A 24226-nucleotide genomic window follows, 5' to 3' on the forward strand; every position below is an offset into this window, starting at 1 on the left:
ATGGATAAGTATAAGGTGATAGAAGTAAAGGAAAGTGTTTTTGCCAGTAATGATGCTGATGCTAAGACGCTGCGAGAGGAACTGAAGGCGCAGGGGACTTTTCTGCTGAACCTGATGTCTTCGCCGGGAGCAGGAAAGACTACCCTGCTGAAGCAGACTGTCAAAGCACTGCAAAGTGGGATGGCGATAGGCGTCATGGAAGCCGACATTGATTCTGATGTGGATGCTGCTGCCATTGCAGAGACCGGTGTAAAGTCTATTCAGCTGCACACAGGAGGCATGTGCCATTTGGACGCAGATATGACTCGGCAGGGACTGCGTGAGCTGGAAACGGGCGAACTTGATCTGGTGATTCTGGAAAATGTAGGAAATCTGGTATGCCCTGCAGAATTTGACACCGGAGCGGTAAAGAACGCTATGATTCTCTCTGTTCCTGAGGGTCACGATAAGCCGCTGAAGTATCCGCTGATTTTTCGGGTCTGTGACGTGCTCATCATCAATAAAACAGATGTGCTGCCGTACTTTGACTTCGACATGGAGAAGGTGGAGGAGTATGCGCACATGAGAAACCCTGATTTGAAAATCTTCCCGGTTTCTGCAAAGACAGGGGAAGGCGTGGAAGCATGGTGCCAGTGGCTGAGAGATGAAGTAGCGACGTGGAAACAGGCGTAAGCTCATAAGGAAAACTGCTATGCAAAAAGTTCATCTGACTGCATAGCAGTTTTTTTGACATTCTATTTGATTTTATGATAGGTATGCGGCAGCTTATGCTGCTGAGAAAACGGCGCGCCATAATCTCAAGATTTTTTTGGATATCTGGCGCTCACCTCCTGGAAAACGCCATATTCAAAGCGTTTTTTTGTATACATGGCGCCAGCCATCTGCCAAACGCCATATTTGGATTCATTTTCTAAAAAGCTGGCGCGCGCCTGCTGCCTGATACCCACTTTTTTGATATTTTACTGTAGGATGCTAAAGTTTCTCCGACTTTCTGTCGGTATTTCTTTCTGCAGCCGCCATTTTTTCTTAAAACACTTTTATATGTGGCGCTTTTTCACAGGTCTCCGCCATGTATACAGAAATCAATCCCAAACGTGGCACGGGGCAAATCACAGGTACGGCATGTCTTCATTCTCTTGCTGTTAATCTTACTCCCGTACACGAACCTGCCAGACTAACTGTTTCAAGCGGGCGCGTTGGTCGAAAGTCGAAAAAAAGCTGTCTCATTTCATTTTGAGACAGCTCTATTGCAGTTATTCAAAGTAAATTTCTCTGCTTCCGTGGATGCTTTCGCCGATGGAAGTATTAATCCAGGCGACAGCGCCTTCTTTGTCGCGATTCTTGATGTGTTCCCAAAGACCGAAGTTGTTTTCATAAAGGGCATGGATACCGTAGAGCATGCAAAAACGCTCCCACATGGTGGAAACCGGTGCCCGAAAGGAATGAAATATCAACGGAATCAAGGTGTTCCCTGAGAAAAACGCAAGGGCATTCTGAAAGGCATAAGCGCCATTCACTGCTTCTTCTATGGAGGAGGCGGTGCGAATTTTTTCTACGTGATTGTGAAGCTGCAGAATTTCTTCCTCGGTGATTCGGTCGATGCACAGGTTAACAGCCAACGTATCCAGCGCGATGCGGACTTCCAGAATAGAGCGGACTTCATCACGACGCAGTTTTCCGCCGTTATAGTTCATGATGGAGATTAGAGTTTCCAGCGTACCTTTGTTGCGATAGTCAGAGACATAAGTGCCGCTTCGAGGGTGAACTTCCAGAAAACCCTTCTTTTCCAGTTCGGCAAGACCGCTGTTGACTACGCCGCGACTCACCTGCATGGTTTCTGCAAGCTGACGCTCGGAAGGAAGTTTCTCTCCGATGGAGAGACTACCGGAAAGAATCATGTGTTCCAGCTGTTCTATGAAAAGTTCCTTTAACGAAGGTGATGCGATTTTTTTAAATTCCATAAAGGTCTCCTGACTGGAAATTGCGTGTGCCATTTCAATTTGATTTGGTATTGGTATAACCAAAATAATTATAACACGCCTTTGCCGGTAAGTAAATCAAAACTGGCTTGCAGGCAACAGTTCAGGCGTCTTTGCTGAGCCCTTTGAAGATTTTTCTTGTAGAAATTGCAATCAGCAGAGACACCGTGGCGGCAAAGAATATGACAATGTACTCCCGACCGCTGCAGAAGTCAAAGAACAGTCCATAAAGGGAAGTGCCCAAAGGCTGTGCACAGGTGCAGAGGGTCATAATGACAGAAAGCACTTTGCCGATTAAATGTTGTGGAGTTTCCCCTTGCACAAAGGCGAGCATCTGCACGGAAAACAGGGTCGAAAAAATCATGAGGCAGAAGAAGCAGCCAGTGATGATGAAGTAATTAATCCATGGTGAGGAGATTAACATAAGTCCAAATGCCATAGGATAAATCATAAGGGAAGAAGCAATCAGGAAATTGCCTGCTTTGGACAGTGTAAGCTTTTTGGCAAAAAGTCCTGCGCTGATACCTCCTGCAAGTCCGCCCAGCGCAAAAGCGCCTTCTGAAAAACCGAAGAGTCTGTTGCCCAGCGCCGGTTCAAAGTCCAGCACCTCCGTAATCAGATATGGCGTGGCAACTACAATCATAGCGGACAAAAATAGGTTGATTCCGCAGATTACCAACAGAACTTTTATAATAATCGGCTTATCCCTGCGAATGAAGTGAAAGCTTTCACCAAAGTCACATTTTACGATATGCCATATGCTGCCGCCAGCAGACTGTTTGGTATGAGGCATGTGAATAAAGATTTCCATTACTGCTGACAGGAAGAAACACGCAGTGGAAATCCAAAGCAGCGGCATTAGTCCGTAAAAGCTGTAGAGAATGCCGCCAAGTATCGGTCCGATTAGGGAAGAAAAGGAATTGATCGTGTTGATGACAGAGTTAGCCTGCACATAGTAATCCGGCTTTACCAGCGCAGGAATGCTTGCGGATACCGATGGCTGATATGCACTGGCAATGCCGTACAGCAGCATTAAAGTGACTGTAATCAGTGTGACAAAATCCACAGAACTAAGAAGCAGCGCAAATGCTGCGATAATCAATGCCGTGAAAAAGTCCAGCACTACCATAATGGTACGCTTATTGATTCTGTCAGCAATGATACCTCCAACAGGAGAAAGCAGAATGGACGGAATAAAAGCAAGAGCTGTTACTGTTCCAAACAGCGCAGAAGATCCGGTCTGATTCAGAAGGTATAAAGGTAGCGCAAATCTAATAATAGCGTTACCGAATAGTGAAATAATCTGTCCAGTTATAACCAGCGTGAAATCCCTGGTAAATAGTGTATTGCTCATGTGAATTTATCCTTTCTTGCTATCGCTATAAATTGTAGCTAGTTCATGGAGACGCTGCAGCATGTCATCGTCCAGAATATCCAGCCCGAAGCCCTGCAGCATTTGATTGAGAATCATAAATTTGTTGCATGTTTCCTCTGGGGTGTTGTTAAATATCATTGGATTCGTCCAAACGTTGGCAGCAAGAATAATCAACTCAGCAAGCTGGGCAGGATAGCTTGTCTTGATGGTGCCGTCAGAAATCCCCTGCTGGATAATGGGGAGAATGTAATCGGGTGCAACCGTGTTAATCGTATCATCGATTAGCAGAAACAGGAGTTTATGATTTTTCTTAAAATCCGGCGCAATTCTAAAAATATCGTTTTGCACCGGACGGCAGATGGACGATTTAAAAATAGTTTTCAGTTTATCTTTGCCGCTGAGATCTGTGCGGTCACGGATTTCATCCAGCATTTTGTTGGAGTCACATGTTAGGCGGTCGATCACTGCAACCAGAATATCCTCCTTTGATGCAAAGTGGTGATAGATAGCGCCCTTGCTGAGCCCTTTCAGTTCATTGATGATATCCTGAATCGAGGTGTTTTCGTATCCTCTTTCCATAAATAGCCGAGTGGATGCGTCCAGGATTTTTTGAACTGTTTCCTCAGGGTGTTTATTTCTGCTCATGATAGCAGCCTCCTTTTTGTATGGTGTACGTGTATGAAAATGAAACATACCGTTGGTATGTATATAAAGATAACATACCAACGGTATGTTTGTCAAGGGCATACAGCGAGCGTGAATGCGGCGAAAACGGAGTGGAACTTAACCTAAATGGGGATTTTTTCAAAAAAATGTATAACCTATTTGGTCTAGGTCTGCCTAAGGTCTGGTCAGCAATCTGTTTTGGCTTGCATATTGTGCAAGATGTCAGCAAAAACTCTAAAAAAATACGTAAAATGCAAGTTTTATACTTAAATTGGTCTGCCAGTCGGCTGCAGCCCGATCGCAGTCCGATGTTCGTATACATTTTTTGTCGATTTTTTGATTTTCGGTTAAGATTTAGAGAATCGCTTATACATTTTTTTGAAAAAAACCTTATTTGGGTTAAGCTGCAGCCGCAACCATGACTGCAGCAAGAAAAGCACCGCTGACAATTTTGACAGCGGTGCATCAATATAGATGAAACGTTTATTCAGTTGCTTCTATCAGGGTAGTAGTGATTTCAACGGTCTGGTTGTCACGAATGACGGTGACCTTGATTTTATCGCCAGGCTTGTGTTTGTTCAGTGCGCTGACCAAAGTTGCCTGATTTTCAATCTTGGTGTCCTCTACGTAGTAAATCATGTCGCCTGCTTTAAATCCGGCCTTCTGTGCTTCGCTGCCGGTGACTTCCTGAATGTAAACACCTGTCATGCGCAGACCATACTGCATTGCAACTTCTGCACTGGAAGCATCCAGAACGGAGATGCCGATTGCTGCACGATTGGTAACGTGACCGTTTTCGATGAGGTCTTTGGCGATTTCAGCAGCTTTTGCGATTGGGATGGCAAAGCCCAGACCTTCTACATCGGAGCCGGAAGATTTAGCTACGACAATACCGATTAAGTTGCCATACTGGTCGAAGAGTCCGCCGCCGGAGTTGCCCGGATTGATGGAAGTATCGGTCTGCAGCAGGGTCATTTCTCTGCCCTCTACGGTGATCGTTCTGTCCAGTGCACTGATGATACCGCTGGAAGCGCTTCCTCCCAGCTGACCCAGAGGATTTCCGATAGCCACAACCATATCACCTACCGACAGCTGGGAACTGTCTCCGTAAGAAGCAGCGGTCAGATTCTTTGCATTGACTTTCAACACTGCGATATCGTTCTGTGCATCGCTACCGACTACTTTTGCATCCAGTTCTGTACCGTCTTTCAATGTGACCGTAATTTTGGAAGCGCCGTCGATAACGTGGTTGCAGGTTAGGATGTAGCCTTTGGTATCTACGATGACGCCACTGCCTGCACCTTGGGTTACGTAGTTTTGCAGCCAGTTATCCATAGCGACGGATTCTGTTCTGATTTCAACTACTGCGTTTTCGTTCTGGGCAATGATTTCCTGTACGGACTTCTCACTTCCAGTAGCTTTTGCCAGCGTGTAGTTGGTTGCAGATACGGTTTTTCCGCCGCCGCTTACCAGTCCGGAGTCAGCCAGAAGTGTATAGCCGCCAATGGTCAGACCTGAGGTTGCTAGCATGCAGCAGATTAGCGTGATGACAAAAGCCCTGCGGGTAATGTATTTTGGATCCTTTTTTTTCTTTTTCGGAGGGGCAGGCGGTGTTTGTTGATAGTAAGTATAACCCGTCTGTCCTGCATACTCGCTCTGCGGCTGATCGTACAGGGGCTTCTGTACAGGCTCTGGCTCAGGCGAATAATCAGTTTCAGTCTTAGGTGAACAGTCGCCTACCATGACGAAGTTTGGTTCTCTATGTTCATTGTTGTTATCCCAGTTATCCATTTGAATTCCTGCCTTTCTGATGTAAAAAATCTTTTTCTCTTAATATACCCAAATTATAGCTGAAAAATGTGGTTTTTTTGTGTTAAAATTGTCAAGAGTATGATAAAATATATGATTGAATGTGTGAATTAATAAACGAGAGGTTAAACATAGAATATGAGCAAAGTAATTACAGCAATCGACAAAAGCGGCTCTTACAGTGTCAGCCTGACTATCACCACCGACATGGTAGAAGAAGCCCGAAAAATCCATAATACCACGCCCCTTGCTACAGCGGCGCTGGGTAGAGTTCTTACCGGTGCGGGACTGATGAGCCTGGATCTTAAGAACGAAGAAAATAAGCTGACGGTACAGTTTAAAGGAGACGGACCTGCCAGACAGATTTTGGCAACTGCCTATGGAGACGGCAGAGTTAAGGGGTATATCTCTAATCCCGATGTAGAGCTGCCTCTTCGCGCAGACGGACATCTGGATGTAGGCGCAAGCCTTGGTGTTGGAGATCTGACAGTGATTAAAGACTTGGGCATGAAGGAGCCATATGTAGGAACGATCGCTTTGGTTTCCGGTGAAATCGCAGATGACCTGACTGCCTACCACTATATTTCCGAGCAGCAGAACGCTTCCGTAGCGCTGGGGGTTAAAATTTCCAGAGAGCGAAAGGTGCTCTGCGCTGGCGGTATGATTATCAAGATGCTGCCGGGTGCTTTGGAGGAATCGGTGACAGCGCTGGAAGACATGATTGGTAAAATGCCGCCGATGACAACCAGCATTGAGAAAGTCATGGTTCGCTCCGCCGGAAAAACCGAAGAAGGTATTGTACTTGACTTGCTGGAGGAGATTTTTAAAGATATGCCGGAAGAACTTATGCCAGACAAGACAGAAACCAGAGAAATCAGGTGGGAGTGTGACTGCAGTGAAGAAAGGCTGGAACAGATCCTTATGACCATCGGCAGAAAGGATTTGCGTGAGATTATCGATGAAGACGGGCAGGCTGAGCTTGTGTGCCAGTTCTGCGAGAAGAAATATTTCTTTGACAAAGCGCATCTTGAGCGTATTTATGAGCAAATGTAAGGTAGGGGGATTATTATGAAAAGAATAGGAGTCATCTTTGGCGGCCGTTCAGGCGAGCACGAGGTATCACTGCTGTCCGCAGCTTCAGTCATCGAAGCCATCGACAGAAATAAGTATCAGGTGGTCATGATTGGAATTACGAGAGAAGGTCAGTGGAAGCTGTACCTGGGTGAGCTTTCGGAGATTCCTTCCGGAGCATGGGAGGAAACAGCTGAGGACATTACAGTATCTCAGCTAAAGGACCTTGCAGACTTTATCTTTCCGGTGCTTCATGGACCTTACGGCGAGGACGGCACGATTCAGGGACTCTTTGAAATGCTGGATATGCCTTATGCCGGCTGCGGGGTGCTGGCATCGGCGCTGTGTATGGATAAAGTTTCCGCAAAGAAAATCTTTGAAGAGGCAGGGCTTCCGACCAGCAGATACAAGCTGGTGTACAGCGAAGACCTTGCAGAACACATGGAGGAAATCATAGCGGACATTGAAGCAGAATTGCCGTATGTCATGTTTGTCAAGCCTTCCAATATGGGTTCCAGCGTGGGCATTTCCAAGGTAAGAAATGCAGATGAGCTGAGGCAGGCGCTTCTCCTTGCTGCAAAATATGACAGGCGTATTATTATTGAAGAGGGGATCGACTGCAGAGAGGTAGAAACCGGTGTTATCGGAAATCACAAGCCGCAGGTTGCCGCAGTGGGAGAAATCGTTGCAAAGCTTGATTTTTATGACTATACCGCAAAGTACACCGATGATTCGGGTACGGAGATTTCCATTCCGGCGCAGCTTCCTAAACTGACCTACGAGAAAATCCGTACTCTGGCGAAGGAAGCTTATAGGGCTTGTGACTGCAGCGGATTTTCCAGAATTGATTTCTTTGTAGATAAAAAAACTGGAGAAGTTTACATAAACGAGATTAACACGATACCCGGCTTTACCAAATACAGCATGTTTCCGAAGATGTGGGAAGAAATGGGCGTCGGATTTACAGAATTGATTGAAAGGATTGTGGAGTTTGGTTATGAGAGATATTATGCTAAAAATAACAGGCAGACAGTTCTCTGAGAATGACGAAGACCGCATGGAGTTCATTACTGAGGGGAAACTGTACGAGCGCGACGGCGCAAGATATTTGATGTATGACGAGAGCGAATTTTCCGGCTTTCCGGGTTGCAAGACGACCCTGAAGCTGACCGATGACTGCATTCGTATGCGCAGAATTGGCAGCGGCGCAGGGGCTGGCACGGAACTGGTATTTGAAAAAGGAAAGCGCTTTAGCAGCAGTTATCACACGCCTTATGGAAATTTGGAGATGGAGCTTTTGACCAATGAGGTTGAAAATAACCTGTCGGAAGACGGATTCGGAGATATCTGCATTGACTATCAGGTGAATCTTGGAGGTATTGCGGAAGGGCGCAACAAACTGAAAATCGAAGTAACTCAGTGAAACAGCAGGAAAGGGGATTTACAAGATGGATAAGAAAAGAAGACGAATCGCACAGGTGCTGGTGGTGCTCATCATCGCTGCGATGATAGTTACAACCGTGCTTTGGGCAGTGCAGTTGTCAATATAAAATTTTCATAAAGTAACACAAATAGATAAAGAACGGAGGAATTCATGTTAAAAAAAGGTTTTGATCCAGAAAAGTACATTGAAGAGCAGTCGAAGTATATTTTAGAGCGAATTAATCACGGTAATGCAGAAAGGCTTTATTTGGAGTTCGGCGGCAAGCTGGTTCACGATAAGCATGCGATGCGCGTGCTGCCGGGATTTGATGAAAATGCGAAGATTAAGCTTCTGCAGCATATGAAAGATCAGGCGGAGATTATTATCTGCATTTATGCAGGCGATATTATGACCAGCAAGACTCGTCAGGATTTCGGTATTACATATGACCTGGAGGTTCTGCGTCTCATCGACACCTTCAGAAAGTACGATCTTGCCATCAATAGCGTCGTTGTAACCAGATACGAGGATGCGCCGGCTGTCAATACGTTCATTAACAAACTGGAACGCCGCAATATCAAAACCTACAAACACAGATTCACAAAAGGATATCCGACCGATGTGGACACCATCGTAAGCCCGGAGGGCTACGGTGCAAATCCATATATTGAGGTGTCCAAACCGCTGGTTGTGATTACAGGACCTGGAGGCGGCAGCGGTAAGCTGGCGACCAGTCTTTCCCAGCTTTATCACGATTTTATCAGAGGAACTAAGGCGAGATATGCTAAGTTTGAAACCTTTCCGATTTGGAATCTGCCGCTGAAGCATCCTCTAAATATTGCTTACGAGGCAGCAACAGTGGATTTAAAGGACGTTAACATGATTGACTCTTTCCATTTGGAAGCCTATGGAGAAACGGCAGTCAACTATAACCGCGATTTAGAGGTCTTTCCGGTTGTAAAGCGAATCATCGAAAAGATTACAGGCGAGGAAGCCGAGTATAAATCTCCGACCGATATGGGTGTAAATAGAATCGGTTTTGTCATCAATGATGATGAAGTCTGTCGTGAAGCCGCTTGTCAGGAAATCATCAGAAGATATCTTTTGGCAGAGGTTGATTACAAGAAAGGGATTATTTCTGAGGGCTGCCTGGAACGGGCGAAGCTTTTGATGAAAGAAGTGGGCAAAGACGTGTCCGACCGTAAGGTGGTGCAGCCTGCCAGAGATTACGCTGAGAAAAAGAGAAACTGCGACAAGCGCTACGAAAATGTGGTCGTTATGGCAATCGAAATGCCGGACGGCACCATTGTGACGGGAAGAAGCTCCCGCCGTATGGTCGCAGCAGCGGCGGCAATCCTCAACGCTATCAAGAAATTATCCGGTCTTGCCGATGACATGCTGATTATCACACCGCAGGTGCTGGAAACCACCCAGAAGCTGAAGACAGATATTCTGGATTACGACAGGACAAGCCTGAACTGCGAAGAGGTTCTCATGGCATTGACCGTATCCGGCACACAGAATCCATTTGCATCCGTTGCAGTCAGCAAGCTGCCGCTTTTGAAAGGCTGCCGTGCCCACTGCACTGCGATTTTGAGTGACCGTGACGAGCAGACACTGCGCGCTCTGGGCATTGATGTAACCTGCGACCCGGAATACGTTACCACTAACTTATATACGAATTAAGATGAAGAACAAGACGAAAATTACGTTAGAACGATTTGAAACTTCAAAATACAGGCTCATTGTAGAGGGGATTGGGGTCGGTCTTTTGACCGGGCTATTGGTATCTTCTTTCCGCATGGGTCTTGAACAGGCAGAGTCTCTCAGAGGCTCTGTTCTTCTTGCAGTGAAAACTGGTGGGGTGAGCAGCCTTATTTGCGCATTGGCAGCGCTGATCTGCGCTTATATAGTGGTTTGGTACGCAAGCCGCAAGGTGCCTCTGTGCACAGGTTCCGGCATTCCCCAGGTCAAAGGGGAGCTGCTGGGACAGATGGAACAAAACTGGTGGCAAGTCATCTGTGCCAAGTTTATCGGCGGTGTTTGTGCCATCGGTGCAGGACTTTCTCTCGGTCGTGAAGGCCCCAGCATTCAGCTGGGGGCTATGGTTGGAAAGGGCTTTTCACGTCTGTCGGGCAGACTTCGCACCGAGGAGAAAATGCTCATGACCTGCGGCGCTGGTGCAGGTCTTGCCGGCGCTTTCGGTGCACCTCTTGCCGGCGTGGTCTTTTCTCTGGAAGAACTGCATAAAAATTTTTCCACGGAAATACTGCTGTCCACCATGGCGGCGTCCATTGCCAGCGATTTTGTTTCTTCCTATATCTTTGGGCTTAGCCCGGTATTCGGCTTGTCTGTAGAGGGAAAACTGCCGCTGTCCCGGTACTGGATGATTATTCTTCTGGGGATTGCGCTGGGCGTCTTCGGCGTATTTTATAACTGGGTCACTGCAAAGGTGCAGGATGCTTATGACAGATTGCCGCGGCGCTCTATGCGCATTGCAGTGCCTTTCGTCTGCGTTATAGGACTGGCGGCATTTTTTCCTTACGCCCTTGGTAGCGGTCATGGGCTGGTAACGGAAGTTGCTGCCGGAAACTTTGGACTGTCTATGCTGGCGGTGCTTTTGATACTGAAATTCTGTTTTTCCATGATGAGCTTCGGCTCCGGCGTGCCGGGCGGTATATTTCTGCCTCTTTTGGTACTGGGCGCAATCAGTGGCGGGCTCTTTACAGTGGGAGCCGGAAATATTTTCGGATTCGAGGATATTTACCTTGCCAATTTTGTAATCCTGGGCATGGCGGGACTGTTTTCTGCAATTGTGCGTGCGCCGGTTACCGGTATCATTCTGATTACGGAGATGTCAGGTGACTTTAAAAATTTCCTTTCTGTTGCGACAGTGGCGCTGGCTGCTTATATTGCTGCGGATTTGCTCCACGGAAAACCTATTTATGATCAGCTACTTTCCCGTATGCTGGCAAAGCGCGCATCCTATGGTACGACAGAGGAAACCCGCGGACACAAGGTGCTGATGGAAGCGCAGGTTTATATCGGCAGCCGTATGGACGGCGAAAAAATCGAAAAAATGCTGCTGCCGCCGGGCTGTCTCGTGGTTTCTGTGGAGCGTGAGAATAAGGAAATTGTGCCCAGCGGCAGCACCGTGCTGCGAGGCGGCGATAAACTGATTTTGCTGTGTTCCCAGGGAGATGTGCAGAAAGTAGAGGAGAAGCTGGATAATATTTGCAGGAAGATTAAGATGTAGTTTTGCGTACCGGTGAGGTTTTATGGAGAGAATACGCTATATCGACAACCTGAGAAGCAGCCTTATTCTGTTTTTGATTCCCTATCATGGGGTAATGGCTTGCAATTGCTGGGGTGAGGGTAACTACGTGCTGGCTTATGTATTTGCTGTAATACTGAGCAGTCACAGAGTTTGCCAATGTACAGGAAATGGAGATGTGTGTAGAATTGATTTTGCGCCTTGTGAAAAGATTTGCAGAAGAATCTTAGTGAAATTACAAAAGCCCCCTATGAGTGGCAGTGTTTGCTGCTCATAGGGGCTTTTACGTCACCGGAATTAGGATAGCAGCCAATCGATTAAATATAAGGACTTGATGCCGTCGTAAGAGTTGATATAACTTCTATCCATTGATAATACGATTTTCTCGTAGTTGTCGGGAATCATGCGCAGCGGCCGGAGTTCCCGTTCACGCGTTACCTGCGATTGCATACTTTCCGTCACCTGGATATATAATTTGTCATTCGGCTTTTCGGCGACAAAATCGACCTCTGTTTCTCCGACTTTGCCGATATATACACGGTAGTCGCGGCGAATCAGTTCCAAAAATACGATATTTTCGATAATGTGACCTCGATCCACATCTCGGTAGCCGAGTAGCATATTGCGGAATCCCATATCAATAATGTAATTCTTTTCCAATGTTTTCAGCAGTTGTTTGCCTTTTACATCATATCTTCCGACGGAGTAAAAGATGAAAGCGTTACGCAGCATGGAAATATATTTATCTACTGTTTTACCTGCAATATTTTTCTTTTTACTGTTTTGAATATCGCCCTCGTTGGATAGGATATTTCCGATATTATTGGGGGAAGTGATGCTGCCGATATTGGAACAAAGGAATAGCATAATCTTTTGAAGCATGCCATGATCTGCCTGATTATTACGCTGTAGAATATCTCGTAGTGCTACAGTGGAATAAATGCCTTCCAGCGCCTGATTGATTCTTGCTTCGTTAAATTGATATTCCCGTAGAATTGGCATGCCGCCGAACTGTAGGTATCTTTGAAACTTTTCTTCTACAGTGACCGATGGAGCAAACTCGTAAAAATTCAGAAACTCCTTAAATGACAGAGGCAGCATACGGATCTCTACATATCTACCGGAAAGCAGTGTTGAAAATTCTGTGGAAAGCAGGTAAGCATTGGAACCGGTGATATAGATATCCACATCAAAGTCGAGACGAAAAGATTCGATAGCCTTTTCCCAATGCTCCACGACTTGTAGTTCATCGAATATCAGATAAGTTTTTCCGTCTTTTGGAAGCTGCTCACTGACATAGTCGTAGAATGCCAGATAGTTAGTAAGATTACGATAGCGAAGAGACTCTAAGTTCATATGAATAATGTTTCTTTCCGAAACTCCGTTATCAGATAAATATTGATGGAACAGATCTAACAAAGATGACTTCCCACATCTGCGGATACCGGTAATGATTTTGACTAAATCTACATCTCTATGCTCAACGAGCTGATTTAAATACTCGGGACGATTGATAAGTTCGGTCATGATATACCTCCTAATTTTCTTTTCTTTATTATACTTGAAAACTCAGAAAGGTCAAGAATTTACGACTTGCAAATCTGAAACTTTACCAAAAAATATAGTTTTCGACAAAGAAGTCGAAAAGCTGTACGATTTTATGAGCGTATTACCACTTACGGCGGATTTTCTACAGCTTATTGCTGCGTTGTTTACTTCTTTTTAGGGATGTGATAGGATTGGTGCAGGAGGTGGAATGTGAGAATCAGGGTAGAACAAATAGCAAAAGGGCAGGAAGAAGAAATTATCCTCCGATGTTATGAGGTCAGCGATGATTTGCAGAGACTGGTGCATCAGATAGAAAATTTACAGTCCGGTCTTACAGCTTATCGCAATGGGGAAATTCATCGCCTTTCTTTTGATGAGGTGTACTATTTTGAAGTTGTGGACGGAAAGTCCTTTCTATATTGTAAAGACTGCGTCTTTGAAAGTAAATTAAGGCTTTATGAGTTTGAAAAGCTGAGCGCTGAAACTAAATTTTTGAGAACATCCAAATCCATGGTACTCAATGGGGATAAAATTGACTTTATTAAGCCGTCCCTTTCGGGACGGTTTGAAGTGACACTGCTGAACGGCGAAAAGGTTATCGTTTCAAGGCAGTATGTCAATGCTTTGAAAAAGAAAATGGGACTATAGGAGGACGATAGATATGAATATGCGAGAATTAGTGCGAATGATGCTGCTGCAGTTTTTCATATGTTATACATGCACCATGGCGGCGACCTTGTTTTTCTGTAGATTTGTTAATACGCCGCCGGTTATGATGCTGGAAGTTGATTATCTTTGGCATTGCGGAATTTTTTCTATTTTTGCAATTCTGCCGGGCGCTGTTTACTACAGCGGAGAAGAACTGAGCACGAAACAATGGAAGAATCGCACCATTGCACATACGATTTTGCTTTTAGCGGTTTTGATGACGGCGGGCAGAATCATTAACATGTATGAGAATTTGATTGGAGGTGTTCTCTTTTTTATCACAGTGTTAGTCATTGATGGTTTGGTACGGTGGCTGACCTATTTGGGCGATCAAAAAATTGCGGACGCAATCAATAAAGAATTAAAGGAAACGAGGGAAAGAGATGAAGCATATCATTGAGATCAAACATCTGAGCAAAAGCTTTGGTGATGTGAAGGCGGTACAGGATTTGAGCTTTCACGTGAAAGAGGGGGAGTTGTTCGCTTTTCTGGGTGTCAACGGTGCAGGCAAGAGCACGACTATTTCCATTATTTGCGGTCAGCTTTCGAAAGATGCCGGAACGGTACTTGTCGATGGCAAAAATACCGATGAAAGTATGAATGATGTAAAGCAGGAGCTGGGCGTAGTGTTTCAGAATTCGGTGCTGGATAAAGCGCTTTCTGTGCGCGACAATCTGAAAAGCCGGGCGGCGCTTTACGGTATTTGCGGAAAAGCCTTTGAGGAAAGACTCGCAGAGCTTGCAGAGCTGCTGGATTTCGGAGATCTGCTGAAGAGAACCGTGGGAAAGCTTTCAGGCGGTCAGAGACGGCGCATTGATATCGCCAGGGCGCTTTTACATAAGCCTGGCATCCTAGTGCTGGATGAGCCGACGACAGGACTTGATCCGCAGACGAGAAGACTTCTTTGGGATGTGGTGCGCGAACTTCGCCGCAAAGAGAACATGACGGTATTTCTGACAACCCACTACATGGAGGAGGCGGCAGAAGCGGATTATGTGGTGATTTTGGACAGCGGAAAAATTGCTGCGGAGGGAACGCCACTTGCACTGAAGAACGCTTATACAGGTGACTTTATTATCATGTATGGTATCTCAGAGGAGCAAGCAGCAGGTTTTGGTGTGCCGTATGAAAAAGTACCTGGTGGCTGCCGGCTGACGGTTGCGGATACAGCGGCGGCAACGAGTTTTATTGTAGCGAAGCCGAAGCTTTTTACGGATTATGAGATTACGAAGGGAAAAATGGATGATGTATTTCTTGCGGTAACGGGCAAGGCTCTACAAGGAGGGGAAGAAAAATGAAGGGATTAAATGCGCTAGTGTGGCGAAACACAAAGTTGTTTTTTAAGGATAAGGGAATGTTCTTCACATCGCTGATTACACCGCTGATTTTGCTGGTGCTATTTGTAACGTTTTTGGGCAATGTGTACCGGGATAGTCTGGATGCGACTGTTGCTGATATTCCTGGAGTTACAGAGCTGGATAGCAGTTTGGTCGAGGGATTTGTTGGCGGCTGGCTTTTTTCCTCCCTTCTAGCGGTTTGCTGTGTGACTGTGGCTTTTTGTGCTAACATGCTGATGGTACAGGATAAGGTGACGGGTGCAAGGATCGATTTGACCATGGCGCCGGTTGGTCACGGCACTCTTGCTATGGGATATTATATTTCCACGGCAATCTCTACGCTGATCATATGCGTTGTGGCGCTGGGCGCGTGCCTTGTTTATCTGAGGAGTTTGGGATGGTATTTGTCAGGGGAAGATGTGCTTTTGACTTGTCTGGATGTGGTGCTGTTGACCATGTTTGGCACGGCGCTTTCGTCAGTGATTAACCACTTTCTTTCAACGCAGGGTCAGATGTCTGCGGTCGGCACAATCGTCAGTGCAGGATACGGATTTATTTGTGGCGCCTATATGCCGGTTTCTCAGTTTTCAGAAGGCATTCAAAAATTTATTTCATTTCTGCCCGGCACTTATGGCACTGCGCTTTTGCACAGCCACCTGATGCGCGGCACTTATGAAGCCATGGAGGAGGTGCTGCCTTCTCAGGCGGTGGACGGTTTGCGCGGCGCTTTTGACAGTAATCTTGAATTTTGCGGACACGAGGTCACAGAGCCTGCGATGTATCTGGTGCTTGGCGGCGCTGTGGTGATTCTCATTGGCGTATATGTGGTGCTGGGGAGAGTGCAGAAAGCGTAAGCGAAAAGTCTAAAAAGAAGAATATGTTCCAGGAAAATCGCATATAATAAAATTAACTCTCGAAAATATTGATTTTTTGAGAGTTAGATGATAAAATATAGTGAAAACTATCTGAAAGGACGTATTTTTATGAGTTATAAACTTCTGAGTAAGGTTTATTATAAAAATAAAGATATTTTTGAGACTGAATTTGCTGCACGAAAAAATCGAGCGGATACGATTTCTCTGGGTTTTCAGATTGGTGACTATGAGGCCTTTTATGTGAATCACCCGGAATTTGCGTTGCAGATGGCACGCCTTTATAAAAAATTTGCGCAGCTTGAAAAGCTCTGCGCTGTGCTTCCTGGGGTCGCATATAAGTTTTACGAGAGAAACTGCCTGATCGATGAAATTATCATTACTAACGATATCGAAGGAATAAGAAGTACGCGCAAAGAAATTATCAGCGTCATGGAGACAGATGAGCATGCACCCAAGAAAGGACGGTTCGCCGGACTCGTTGAAAAATACATGTTCCTGGAGAATGGGAGTGCACCTTATGAAATTGCCCTGGAGACGAGTCAGGATGTTCGGAATCTGTATGACGAAATTGTTCTTGCTGAGATTGAGAAGCCAAACTGGCCGGACGGAGAGATTTTCAGAAAAGATTTGGCGGAAGTTATCTCTGGTACGCAGCAGGTAAAACACAAAGGCGTCTATCCAGAACAGAAAATCATCGAATATATAGATCAGACGCTGGCGCTTTTTAAGCGGCAGGACATTCTGAACCTTCATAAGGTTGCTATTTTGCATTACATGATTGGCTACGTGCATCCATTTTATGACGGAAACGGAAGATTGAGCAGATTCCTGAGCAGTTATCTTTTGAAAAAAGAGTTCAACACGCTGACTGCTCTTCGCCTTGCCTACACTATTAAGGAGAACAAAAGCGAGTATTATAAAGCTTTTGATATTTGTAACAATGGGCTGAACAGAGGAGAACTGACCTATTTTCTCATCTATTTTTCTGAAGTTGTAGAAAGGTCAATTGATTCGCTCATAGAGAAGCTGGAAGAGGGAAGAGATATGCTGAATGCATATAGGAAAGCGCTGAAAATAAAATATGACGGATGTAATGAAAACGAGCGCAGAAGAACCATTGATGTTTTATGGTTTTTGATACAGAATGCAATCTTTTCCAACGAGCCTTTAGGTAAAAGCCAGCTTGCCGGACTTTTGCGGGTTGGGGTATCTGCTGCGCACTCATATGTTATGGATTTGATCAACTCTGGTGTACCTATCGCTATCGAAAAAGAGGGACGCAAGCTGGTTTATAAATTAGAACCTGCGTCACTTTTAGAATTTCTGCGCAGCTAAAGTAATAGAAAGGGACTGACTCATCTTGAGCCGGTCCCTTTTAATGTTGTCATTCATATGTTTATGCGGCGAGTTCGCCTTCATTTTCGAAGAAGTAAACAGTAACGATTTTCTTATAAAGACGTTCGTGCTTTTCAAAGTAGAGTTCGATTTCTGTTTCCTCTCCGGAATAATAATCCTCTGGCGCAAGCAGACAGGTTACGGTGATCGGATACCAGCCTGTGTCATTGGCATCCTCAATTTCTAGTTCGATATAGTAATCGTCATAAGCTAAGGTTAAATCGTCCTCAGTATTAATTCCTTTGACATAAATCTTAAAGGACGGATTTTCCGGCGTCAGGTTAAAGTATTCTTTCGATACCCGGATTTCTCCAGCGAAACTGATTTTGCCGGACTTAGGGATGCTCATTTTGCTGTTATATTTGGAAGACTTACCGAGTGCTTTAACCTTATAGTAGTAGGTCTTGTTATTATCAACGGTTTTGTCGTTGTAGTAGGTTCTGGTAGTAGTAGCGATTTTTTTATAAGTGCCGCTCTTGGACGTGGCGCGGTAAACATTGTATTTGACTGCCTTGGTGCGTTTGCTCCATGAAACTTTCAGGTAATTGTCGTCTATGTTCTTTACGGTGACGGTAGGCTTGGTGATTGGAGTCTGCTTGGACGTGGCGGCAAAGGACAGTGATGTGGTTGCCATCATAACGATTAAAAGCAGTCCAATTAAACGAAATACTTTCTTTTTCATTGCAATCTTGTCCTTTCTTTAATTTTACATGATTTTCTAAATTTTACCATAGACAGGGCGGTTTGTCCAGTAGGAGAAGATAAAAACGGTTAGAAATTTTATGGAAATATGAAATAGTTATCGTTGAAAAATAATGGGTCAAATTGGTTTTTATAAAAAAATGTAAAATTTTTTTGAGAAAATATAACCAAAACTACTGGAAACTTCGTCAAGATGTGCTAATCGTATGATTGTAATTTAAAAGGCAAAATCGTTGTGAGGCGATGCTGGCAAGCATTGGTATTATACGTGCTTTGTAGAAATGCGGCGATTTATTACAAGCAATGCTTATTTATTTGAGGAAATTAGCAACGTGGAGCTACAGCAAAATGTTTTGATATCAATTTTATTCAGGACGAAGGCATTATTAGAGATATTTTACAGCGCCTGAATTTAGAGATGGAAGAATAAGTATCCAGCAAAATTCCTTATTGGAAATAGGCTTCTACTCATGGTATACTAATATCAACGTTAGGTACGTAAATCGCTGAAAAAGAAGATTTCTTCATGGGCGGACTTATTAACAAACTGAATCAAATTATGCAGATTGATAACACCAAATATGATGGTATTCTAATTGTCAATAAGAATGGGATTGTGGAATACAGCACATGGTTTGGAAGAATGTCTAATTCTGTCATTCCGGAGTGGGAGAGGTCGATTATAGGCGAACACCTGACGGATTTTTATGAAGAATTATCTGAAGAGACAAGCACTGTATTGCAGACTCTTAAGACGGGAAAAATGTCCATAGACGAGCCTCAGGTCTTAACGTGGAAGCATTGATGGTACTTCGAGGCAGTACCTATCCGATTGTGGAAAATGGCTTGATTGTAGGCGCTGCTAATGTGGCGCAGCTTCTCTATTTGCAGAATTTAAAGACTTCGGAGTATATTAAGCAGAAGCTGTATGTAACAGACGATATTATTACGCAGAATAAAAAAATGGAAGAAATCAAGGCGTTGATTTTAGAAGTCAGCAACAGCGATTCTCCGGTGATGATTTACGGGGAAACAGGCACCGGGAAAGAGATGATTGCTGAATCAATCCATTCAGAGGGAAAGAGAAGAGCCAAGAATTTCATTGCACAAAACTGTGCAGCGATTCCCCCACATCTTTTGGAAAGTATGTTTTTCGGAACGGAAAAGGGCGGCTTTACCGGGGCAGAGTCCAGAGAAGGGCTTTTTGAAATGGCAAGCGGCGGCACACTGTTTCTTGATGAAATCAATTCCCTCGACTTAGGGATGCAGGCAAAACTTTTGAAAGCAATTGAAGAACAAAAAGTGAGACGAATCGGGGGCAGCAAAGATATTCCGTTTAATGTGAGGCTGATTTGTGCTACCAACGAGCCTTTGGAAAAACTTTTGAGAGAAAAGCGGATTCGTGAGGACTTGTATTATCGCATTTGCGTTCTCCAGATTGAAATTCCGCCTTTGCGACAGCGACCAGAGGATATTCTTCTTTTGGCGGAGCATTTTATCGCTTATTATAATGAAAAGATGAATCGGAGCATTAAGGGTATCAGTTCTTTAACTGAGCAGGTTTTTGTTCAATGGGATTGGCCGGGTAATGTGCGGGAACTGAAAAACATCATCGAAAGCGCATTTAATCTTGAGAAGAAGGCGCAAATTAGTTTGGAAAGTGTAAATCCTTTGTTTCGAAGAATGCAGCTTGTAAAAACAATCAGTGATGAACAGAAGGTAAAAATACCGGAGCATAAACCTGCACCGCTGGGAATTCAAAAAATAGAGCCGGGCAGTCAGCACAGCTTAGAGGATATGCTTAAAGCCTATGAGAAAGAAATTATAGAGATGATAATGGAGCAGGAAGAAAAACTGAGTGATGTGGCAGCACGCCTTGATATCTCGCCGCAAAAGCTGCAGTATCGCTTAAAAAAGCTGGGCATATCCCATAAAAAATTTTGAATTTATAAAAATATTTTTATAAATAAATATTTTTTTACAGATATTCCAGGATGGAACCAAGCTGCAATAAATATGTAAAATCAATGAAACGCTTGAAATTCAAGCGTTTTTTGTTGTGCTTTTTTTAGAATTCTCGGTTGGCATACCCTTTGCGATAGGTAATCGTAAAAAGGAATTGAAGGAGATGAAAGTGTGAAGAAGAATTTACCAAAACAGATTGATGTAATTGATGTAACTCTTCGAGACGGATTTCAGCATGAAGAGCTGTTTGTGCCAACTGAGGCGAAGCTTTGGATTGCGGAAAGACTGATGAATGCCGGCTTTAAGCGGATTGAAATCGGCACGTTCAGTCATATCAAGTACGTGCCCCAATTCAAAGACATTTTAGAAGTTCTGAAATGTCTTCCTCACCGTGAGGATGTGGAGTACACGGTTCTTGCGCTGAATACAAAGGCTTGCGAGCGAGTTGCGCAGGCTCTTGAAGAAGGTGTTCAGATAGATAGAGTTCTCTGCGGACAGCTGGCGACCAGCGAGGCTTATGCCAGAAAGAATATGAACAGAACCCATGAAGAGCTTTTCCTTGAGGCGGAGAAGAACGTAAAATTTCTCCATTCCCTGGGAATTAAAAAAGTCTTTGCGAATATCGGAACCATTTTCGGCTGTCCGATTCAGGGAGAAGTCCCTATAGAAAGGGCATATGAATTTGTAGACAGAGCCTTTGATATCGGATTTGACGAGATTGAACACTCCGATCCTGACGGCATTGCAGATCCGGAGAGGGTTTATAACTACTTTTCACATGTGATGAAAGCCTATCCGGATACGTCCATGCATTCTTTCCATGTGCACGATGTGAGAGGAATGGGAATGGCGTCCTACTATGCGGCGATGGAAGCAGGCGTTGAAACCTTTGACTGCACCCTGGGCGGAATCGGCGGTCAGGTAGCAAATATTGTAGACCGTGTGCCGGTGAAAGGGATTGGCTCATATTACTTTGATACAAAGCGTACAGGCCTTGTGGAAACATGCGACTTCGTATCTATGTTAAATACAATGGGTATTGAAACAGGGATTGATGAAAAGAAGTGTTACCAAATTGAGCAGATGGTGGAAAGAATTCTGGGAAGAACCCTGGACTCCTTTACCGCCTCAATGAAAGAGTTAGGAGAGTAAAGAAATGAAAACAAGCAGTTATTCAGGATTTTTCAAATTATCCGTAGAAGAAAGAATGAAAGAAGTTGCGGAGTTCGCAGCGCTTTCCGCCAAGGAGCAGGAGATTCTTAAGAATGCAGACGCTTTAGATATGGATAAAGCAGATCATATGGTGGAAAATGTAATCGGAAAATTTGCTTTGCCTATGGGCGTTGGAATCAACTTTGTCATCAACGGTAAGGATGTGGTGATTCCTATGGTTACAGAAGAGCCCTCTGTTATTGCAGCCTGCAGTAATGCCGCAAAAATGGCAAGAGGCGCAGGCGGCTTTGTTGCAAGCACTTCTGGAAATATTATGATTGCGCAGATTCAAATCCTTGACGTGGCGACGCCTTTTGCTGCAAAGAGCGCTATTTTGGAAAACAAGGAAGAGATTATCAAAATCTGTAATGAAAAGGATCCGGTTTTAGTTAAGTTCGGCGGCGGCGCAAAGGATGTAGAGGTTAGAGTCATCGACTCAATCGTAGGACCGATGGTCATTGTACACCTTTTAGTTGACACTTTAGATGCAATGGGTGCAAATGCCGTAAATACCATGGCTGAAGCGGTATCTCCATATATTGAAAAATTAACAGGCGGCGTTGCAGAACTGCGAATTTTATCCAACCTGGCTGACCACAGAATCGTCAGATCCAGAGCAGTATGGAAGAAAGAAGCTATCGGCGGTGAGGAAGTTGCAGATAAGATTATCAACGCATATGCCTTTGCCGCGGCAGACCCATATAGAGCGGCTACCCACAACAAAGGCATCATGAACGGCATTATTCCGGTAGTAATGGCAACAGGAAACGATACTAGAGCCATCGAATCAGGTGCCCATTCCTATGCAGCAAGAAATGGAAAATACACTTCTTTGACCACATGGGAGAAAAATGAAAACGGTGATTTGGTTGGTTGTATTGAAATGCCAATGGCAGTAGGTCTTGTAGGCGGAGCGACAAAGATTCACCCTGCGGCACAGACAGCTGTAAAAATCTTGGGCGTTAAGACAGCGGCAGAGCTGGGACAGATTATCGCCTCAGCAGGTCTTGCAAATAATCTGGCTGCGATGAAGGCTCTGGCAACAGAAGGTATTCAGAGAGGCCATATGTCTCTGCACGCTAGAAATCTGGCAAATACAGTAGGCGCAAAGGGCGAGATCTTAGAGAAGATCGTAGCGAAAATGGTGACGGAGAAAAACGTCAGATTAGAGTACGCACAGGAATTATTTGACCGCTATCAAAAGGCATAATAAAAAGGAGCGAACAAAGTGAGTAATCAAGTTTTCATAAACGGTAAGGTATTTACCGCAGATACAAAGGAGCCTTTTGAAGAATGCTTTGTGGTAGAGGACGGCGTTATTTCATGGATTGGAAAACAGGAGGACTTGCCGGAAACAGGATATCCCGTTACGGATTTAGGCGGGAAGCGGGTGATACCGGGCCTAGTGGACAGCCATATGCACCCCGTCATTTTGGCGGACTGTGCCGCTAAAATTTCCTGTCTGCCTCCAAAGGTACATTCTATAGAAGAGCTTACGGAGGTTATCAGAGAGAAAAGCAGCGATAGCAAACCAAATCAATGGATTCAGGGCTGGGGCTATGACGAAGAAAAATTTGCAGAGCACCGCAGCCCAAACAGATGGGATTTGGACAAAGCGACGACAGAATATCCTGTGGAGCTGCTTCGTTCCTGCTCCCATATTCGCAGTGTGAACAGTAAAGCGCTGGAACTTGCCGGAATTACAAAGGATACACCTGACCCGCCGGGCGGGGAAATCGACAGAGATGAAAACGGCGAGCCTACAGGCATTTTAAAAGAAAATGCAAGACATCTGGTTGGGGAGATTTTGCCGGAAAAATCCAAAGAGCAGGTCATCGAAAGTCTTGTTTCTTTGGGAGAACTACTGCTTTCACAGGGCATTGTAGCTGTGACGGATATGGGAAATCTGGACTCTGTGGACTATTTTGAGTACTATGAGGAAGCCGCAAAGAGAGGCTTTAAGCAAGATGTAGCCATGTATTATATTTGGGATTTAATTCGTAAAAATCCTGAGTTTAAATGGAGCGAGGAAATTGCAGAGCCAAAGCGGCAAATCCGCAAAGCCGGAATCAAATTGATCGGTGATGGAAGCGTAGGCGGCAGGACTGCCTGGATGGATAGACCTTATTTGGGCAGCGATACGGAGTACGGCATTTCAGTCTGCAGCGATGAGGAAGTAGAAAGTGCGATAGCCTTTTGTAAGAAGAATCATTGCCAGCTTTCGGTACACACGATGGGAAAACGTGCCATCGACCGTATGACTGAAATTGCATGCAGAGAGGGTCAGTGGCTTTCAGATAAGCCGTCTATAAGGCTGGAACATATCACTGATCCGTCAGAGCAGGCCATCGACAGGGCGGCGAGGGAAAACATCGCATTTTCCACCCAAAGTATTTTCATGTATGCGGAGATTGAAAGCTATCGGAACAATCTGGGAATGGAGTGAATAAAGGAAACTTATCCGATTAAGCATTTGCTTGCCCGTGGGGTTAAAGTAGCCTTGTCCACAGACGCACCGGCCACATCCTGGGCAGAACCGTCAAATCCGTTTCCAAACATAAAATGTGCAGTAACAAGAACTGCCTATGACGGAACGGACTGCGGCAGAGAAAACTGCATAGATGTAGAAACTGCTCTTCGCATGTATACCAAAGAGGGTGCGGAGATTGCAGGTTTTAGAAATCTGGGACAGCTGACCGCCGGCTATCGTGCCAGCTTTGCAGTTATATCTGAGGATATTTTTACAATAGATCCACAACGCATCGATGAAATCGTTGTAGAAAAAACCTATTTAGACGGTGATTGTGTATATGATAAAATGAAAAAACAATAGATATAAGGATCGAGATTTAAATTTACAGGATATATTTTTTGATACATAGAAAGG

At 44.7% G+C, this 24226-nt stretch carries 21 protein-coding genes and 1 pseudogene; 16 read left to right on the forward strand and 6 right to left on the reverse strand.

Translation table 11 applies throughout. The features are described 5' to 3' along the window. Positions 1–672, forward strand: coding sequence for a hydrogenase nickel incorporation protein HypB (hypB, locus tag D1155_RS06875; protein ID WP_160201651.1), 672 nt, complete (start codon positions 1–3; stop codon positions 670–672). Between the two features lie 581 nt (positions 673–1253). Here the strand turns inward: hypB and D1155_RS06880 are convergent. The 4 genes from D1155_RS06880 to D1155_RS06895 all read right to left on the reverse strand — a co-directional run bounded on the left by D1155_RS06880 (position 1254) and on the right by D1155_RS06895 (position 5811). Next, the gene (locus tag D1155_RS06880) at positions 1254–1961 is read right to left on the reverse strand and encodes a GntR family transcriptional regulator (protein ID WP_160201653.1); all 708 of its coding nucleotides are present in this window, start codon (positions 1959–1961) and stop codon (positions 1254–1256) included. A 121-nt stretch (positions 1962–2082) separates the two neighbouring features. Continuing rightward, the gene (locus D1155_RS06885; RefSeq protein ID WP_160201654.1) at positions 2083–3333 is read right to left on the reverse strand and encodes an MFS transporter; all 1251 of its coding nucleotides are present in this window, start codon (positions 3331–3333) and stop codon (positions 2083–2085) included. Between the two features lie 6 nt (positions 3334–3339). Further along, the gene (locus tag D1155_RS06890; protein WP_160201655.1) at positions 3340–3999 is read right to left on the reverse strand and encodes a TetR/AcrR family transcriptional regulator; all 660 of its coding nucleotides are present in this window, start codon (positions 3997–3999) and stop codon (positions 3340–3342) included. Between the two features lie 504 nt (positions 4000–4503). Further along, complete coding sequence (locus D1155_RS06895; protein ID WP_160201656.1) at positions 4504–5811, reverse strand: trypsin-like peptidase domain-containing protein; 1308 nt, start codon at positions 5809–5811, stop codon at positions 4504–4506. A gap of 156 nt (positions 5812–5967) precedes the next feature. Between D1155_RS06895 and hslO the strand changes: the two genes are divergently transcribed. The 5 genes from hslO (at position 5968) to D1155_RS06920 (ending at position 11579) form a co-directional block, all read left to right on the forward strand. Continuing rightward, positions 5968–6882, forward strand: coding sequence for an Hsp33 family molecular chaperone HslO (gene hslO / locus D1155_RS06900; RefSeq protein ID WP_160201657.1), 915 nt, complete (start codon positions 5968–5970; stop codon positions 6880–6882). A 15-nt stretch (positions 6883–6897) separates the two neighbouring features. Continuing rightward, positions 6898–7941: a D-alanine--D-alanine ligase family protein gene (locus tag D1155_RS06905; RefSeq protein ID WP_201759547.1), complete on the forward strand. Its 1044-nt coding sequence runs from the start codon at positions 6898–6900 to the stop codon at positions 7939–7941. Then, on the forward strand, positions 7910–8323 hold the full coding sequence (locus D1155_RS06910) for a DUF1934 domain-containing protein (protein WP_160201658.1): 414 nt from the start codon (positions 7910–7912) through the stop codon (positions 8321–8323). Before D1155_RS06905 ends, D1155_RS06910 begins: the two co-directional genes overlap by 32 nt. 171 nt (positions 8324–8494) lie before the next feature. Beyond that, the gene (locus D1155_RS06915; RefSeq protein ID WP_160201659.1) at positions 8495–10009 is read left to right on the forward strand and encodes a DUF1846 domain-containing protein; all 1515 of its coding nucleotides are present in this window, start codon (positions 8495–8497) and stop codon (positions 10007–10009) included. Position 10010: 1 nt separating this feature from the next. Continuing rightward, positions 10011–11579: a ClC family H(+)/Cl(-) exchange transporter gene (locus D1155_RS06920; RefSeq protein WP_160201660.1), complete on the forward strand. Its 1569-nt coding sequence runs from the start codon at positions 10011–10013 to the stop codon at positions 11577–11579. A gap of 315 nt (positions 11580–11894) precedes the next feature. Here the strand turns inward: D1155_RS06920 and D1155_RS06925 are convergent, their stop codons facing one another. After that, positions 11895–13124, reverse strand: coding sequence for an ATP-binding protein (locus D1155_RS06925; RefSeq protein ID WP_160201661.1), 1230 nt, complete (start codon positions 13122–13124; stop codon positions 11895–11897). A 231-nt stretch (positions 13125–13355) separates the two neighbouring features. Here D1155_RS06925 and D1155_RS06930 point away from each other — a divergent pair, with 231 nt between their 5' ends. From D1155_RS06930 to D1155_RS06950, 5 genes are all read left to right on the forward strand, one after another. Then, positions 13356–13793: a LytTR family DNA-binding domain-containing protein gene (locus D1155_RS06930; RefSeq protein ID WP_160201662.1), complete on the forward strand. Its 438-nt coding sequence runs from the start codon at positions 13356–13358 to the stop codon at positions 13791–13793. A gap of 13 nt (positions 13794–13806) precedes the next feature. Beyond that, positions 13807–14253: a hypothetical protein gene (locus tag D1155_RS06935; RefSeq protein ID WP_160201663.1), complete on the forward strand. Its 447-nt coding sequence runs from the start codon at positions 13807–13809 to the stop codon at positions 14251–14253. Beyond that, positions 14237–15151 (forward strand): ABC transporter ATP-binding protein, encoded by a 915-nt coding sequence (locus tag D1155_RS06940; protein WP_160201664.1) that lies wholly within the window; start codon positions 14237–14239, stop codon positions 15149–15151. Before D1155_RS06935 ends, D1155_RS06940 begins: the two co-directional genes overlap by 17 nt. Beyond that, positions 15148–16044, forward strand: a complete 897-nt coding sequence (locus tag D1155_RS06945; RefSeq protein ID WP_160201665.1) for an ABC transporter permease — start codon at positions 15148–15150, stop codon at positions 16042–16044. Before D1155_RS06940 ends, D1155_RS06945 begins: the two co-directional genes overlap by 4 nt. 129 nt (positions 16045–16173) lie before the next feature. Continuing rightward, positions 16174–17400 (forward strand): Fic family protein, encoded by a 1227-nt coding sequence (locus tag D1155_RS06950; RefSeq protein WP_160201666.1) that lies wholly within the window; start codon positions 16174–16176, stop codon positions 17398–17400. Positions 17401–17461: 61 nt separating this feature from the next. On the opposite strand, the gene D1155_RS06955 is transcribed toward D1155_RS06950, so the two are convergent. Further along, positions 17462–18142 (reverse strand): hypothetical protein, encoded by a 681-nt coding sequence (locus D1155_RS06955; RefSeq protein WP_160201667.1) that lies wholly within the window; start codon positions 18140–18142, stop codon positions 17462–17464. A gap of 546 nt (positions 18143–18688) precedes the next feature. Here D1155_RS06955 and D1155_RS06960 point away from each other — a divergent pair. From D1155_RS06960 to D1155_RS06980, 5 genes and pseudogenes are all read left to right on the forward strand, one after another. Next, positions 18689–18967 (forward strand): hypothetical protein, encoded by a 279-nt coding sequence (locus tag D1155_RS06960; protein WP_160201668.1) that lies wholly within the window; start codon positions 18689–18691, stop codon positions 18965–18967. Further along, entirely contained in the window at positions 18955–20106 is a 1152-nt protein-coding gene (locus D1155_RS06965) for a sigma 54-interacting transcriptional regulator (protein WP_160201669.1), read from the forward strand. Before D1155_RS06960 ends, D1155_RS06965 begins: the two co-directional genes overlap by 13 nt. A 192-nt stretch (positions 20107–20298) precedes the next feature. Then, on the forward strand, positions 20299–21279 hold the full coding sequence (locus tag D1155_RS06970) for a hydroxymethylglutaryl-CoA lyase (protein ID WP_160201670.1): 981 nt from the start codon (positions 20299–20301) through the stop codon (positions 21277–21279). Between the two features lie 4 nt (positions 21280–21283). Continuing rightward, positions 21284–22549: a hydroxymethylglutaryl-CoA reductase, degradative gene (locus tag D1155_RS06975; protein WP_160201671.1), complete on the forward strand. Its 1266-nt coding sequence runs from the start codon at positions 21284–21286 to the stop codon at positions 22547–22549. A gap of 90 nt (positions 22550–22639) precedes the next feature. After that, positions 22640–24172 (forward strand): annotated as a pseudogene (locus D1155_RS06980) (amidohydrolase). Positions 24173–24226: the final 54 nt, after the last annotated feature.

This window comes from Anaerotruncus sp. 80 (genome assembly GCF_009936115.1).
Classification (GTDB): Bacteria; Bacillota; Clostridia; order Peptostreptococcales; family Anaerovoracaceae; genus Senimuribacter; species Senimuribacter intestinalis.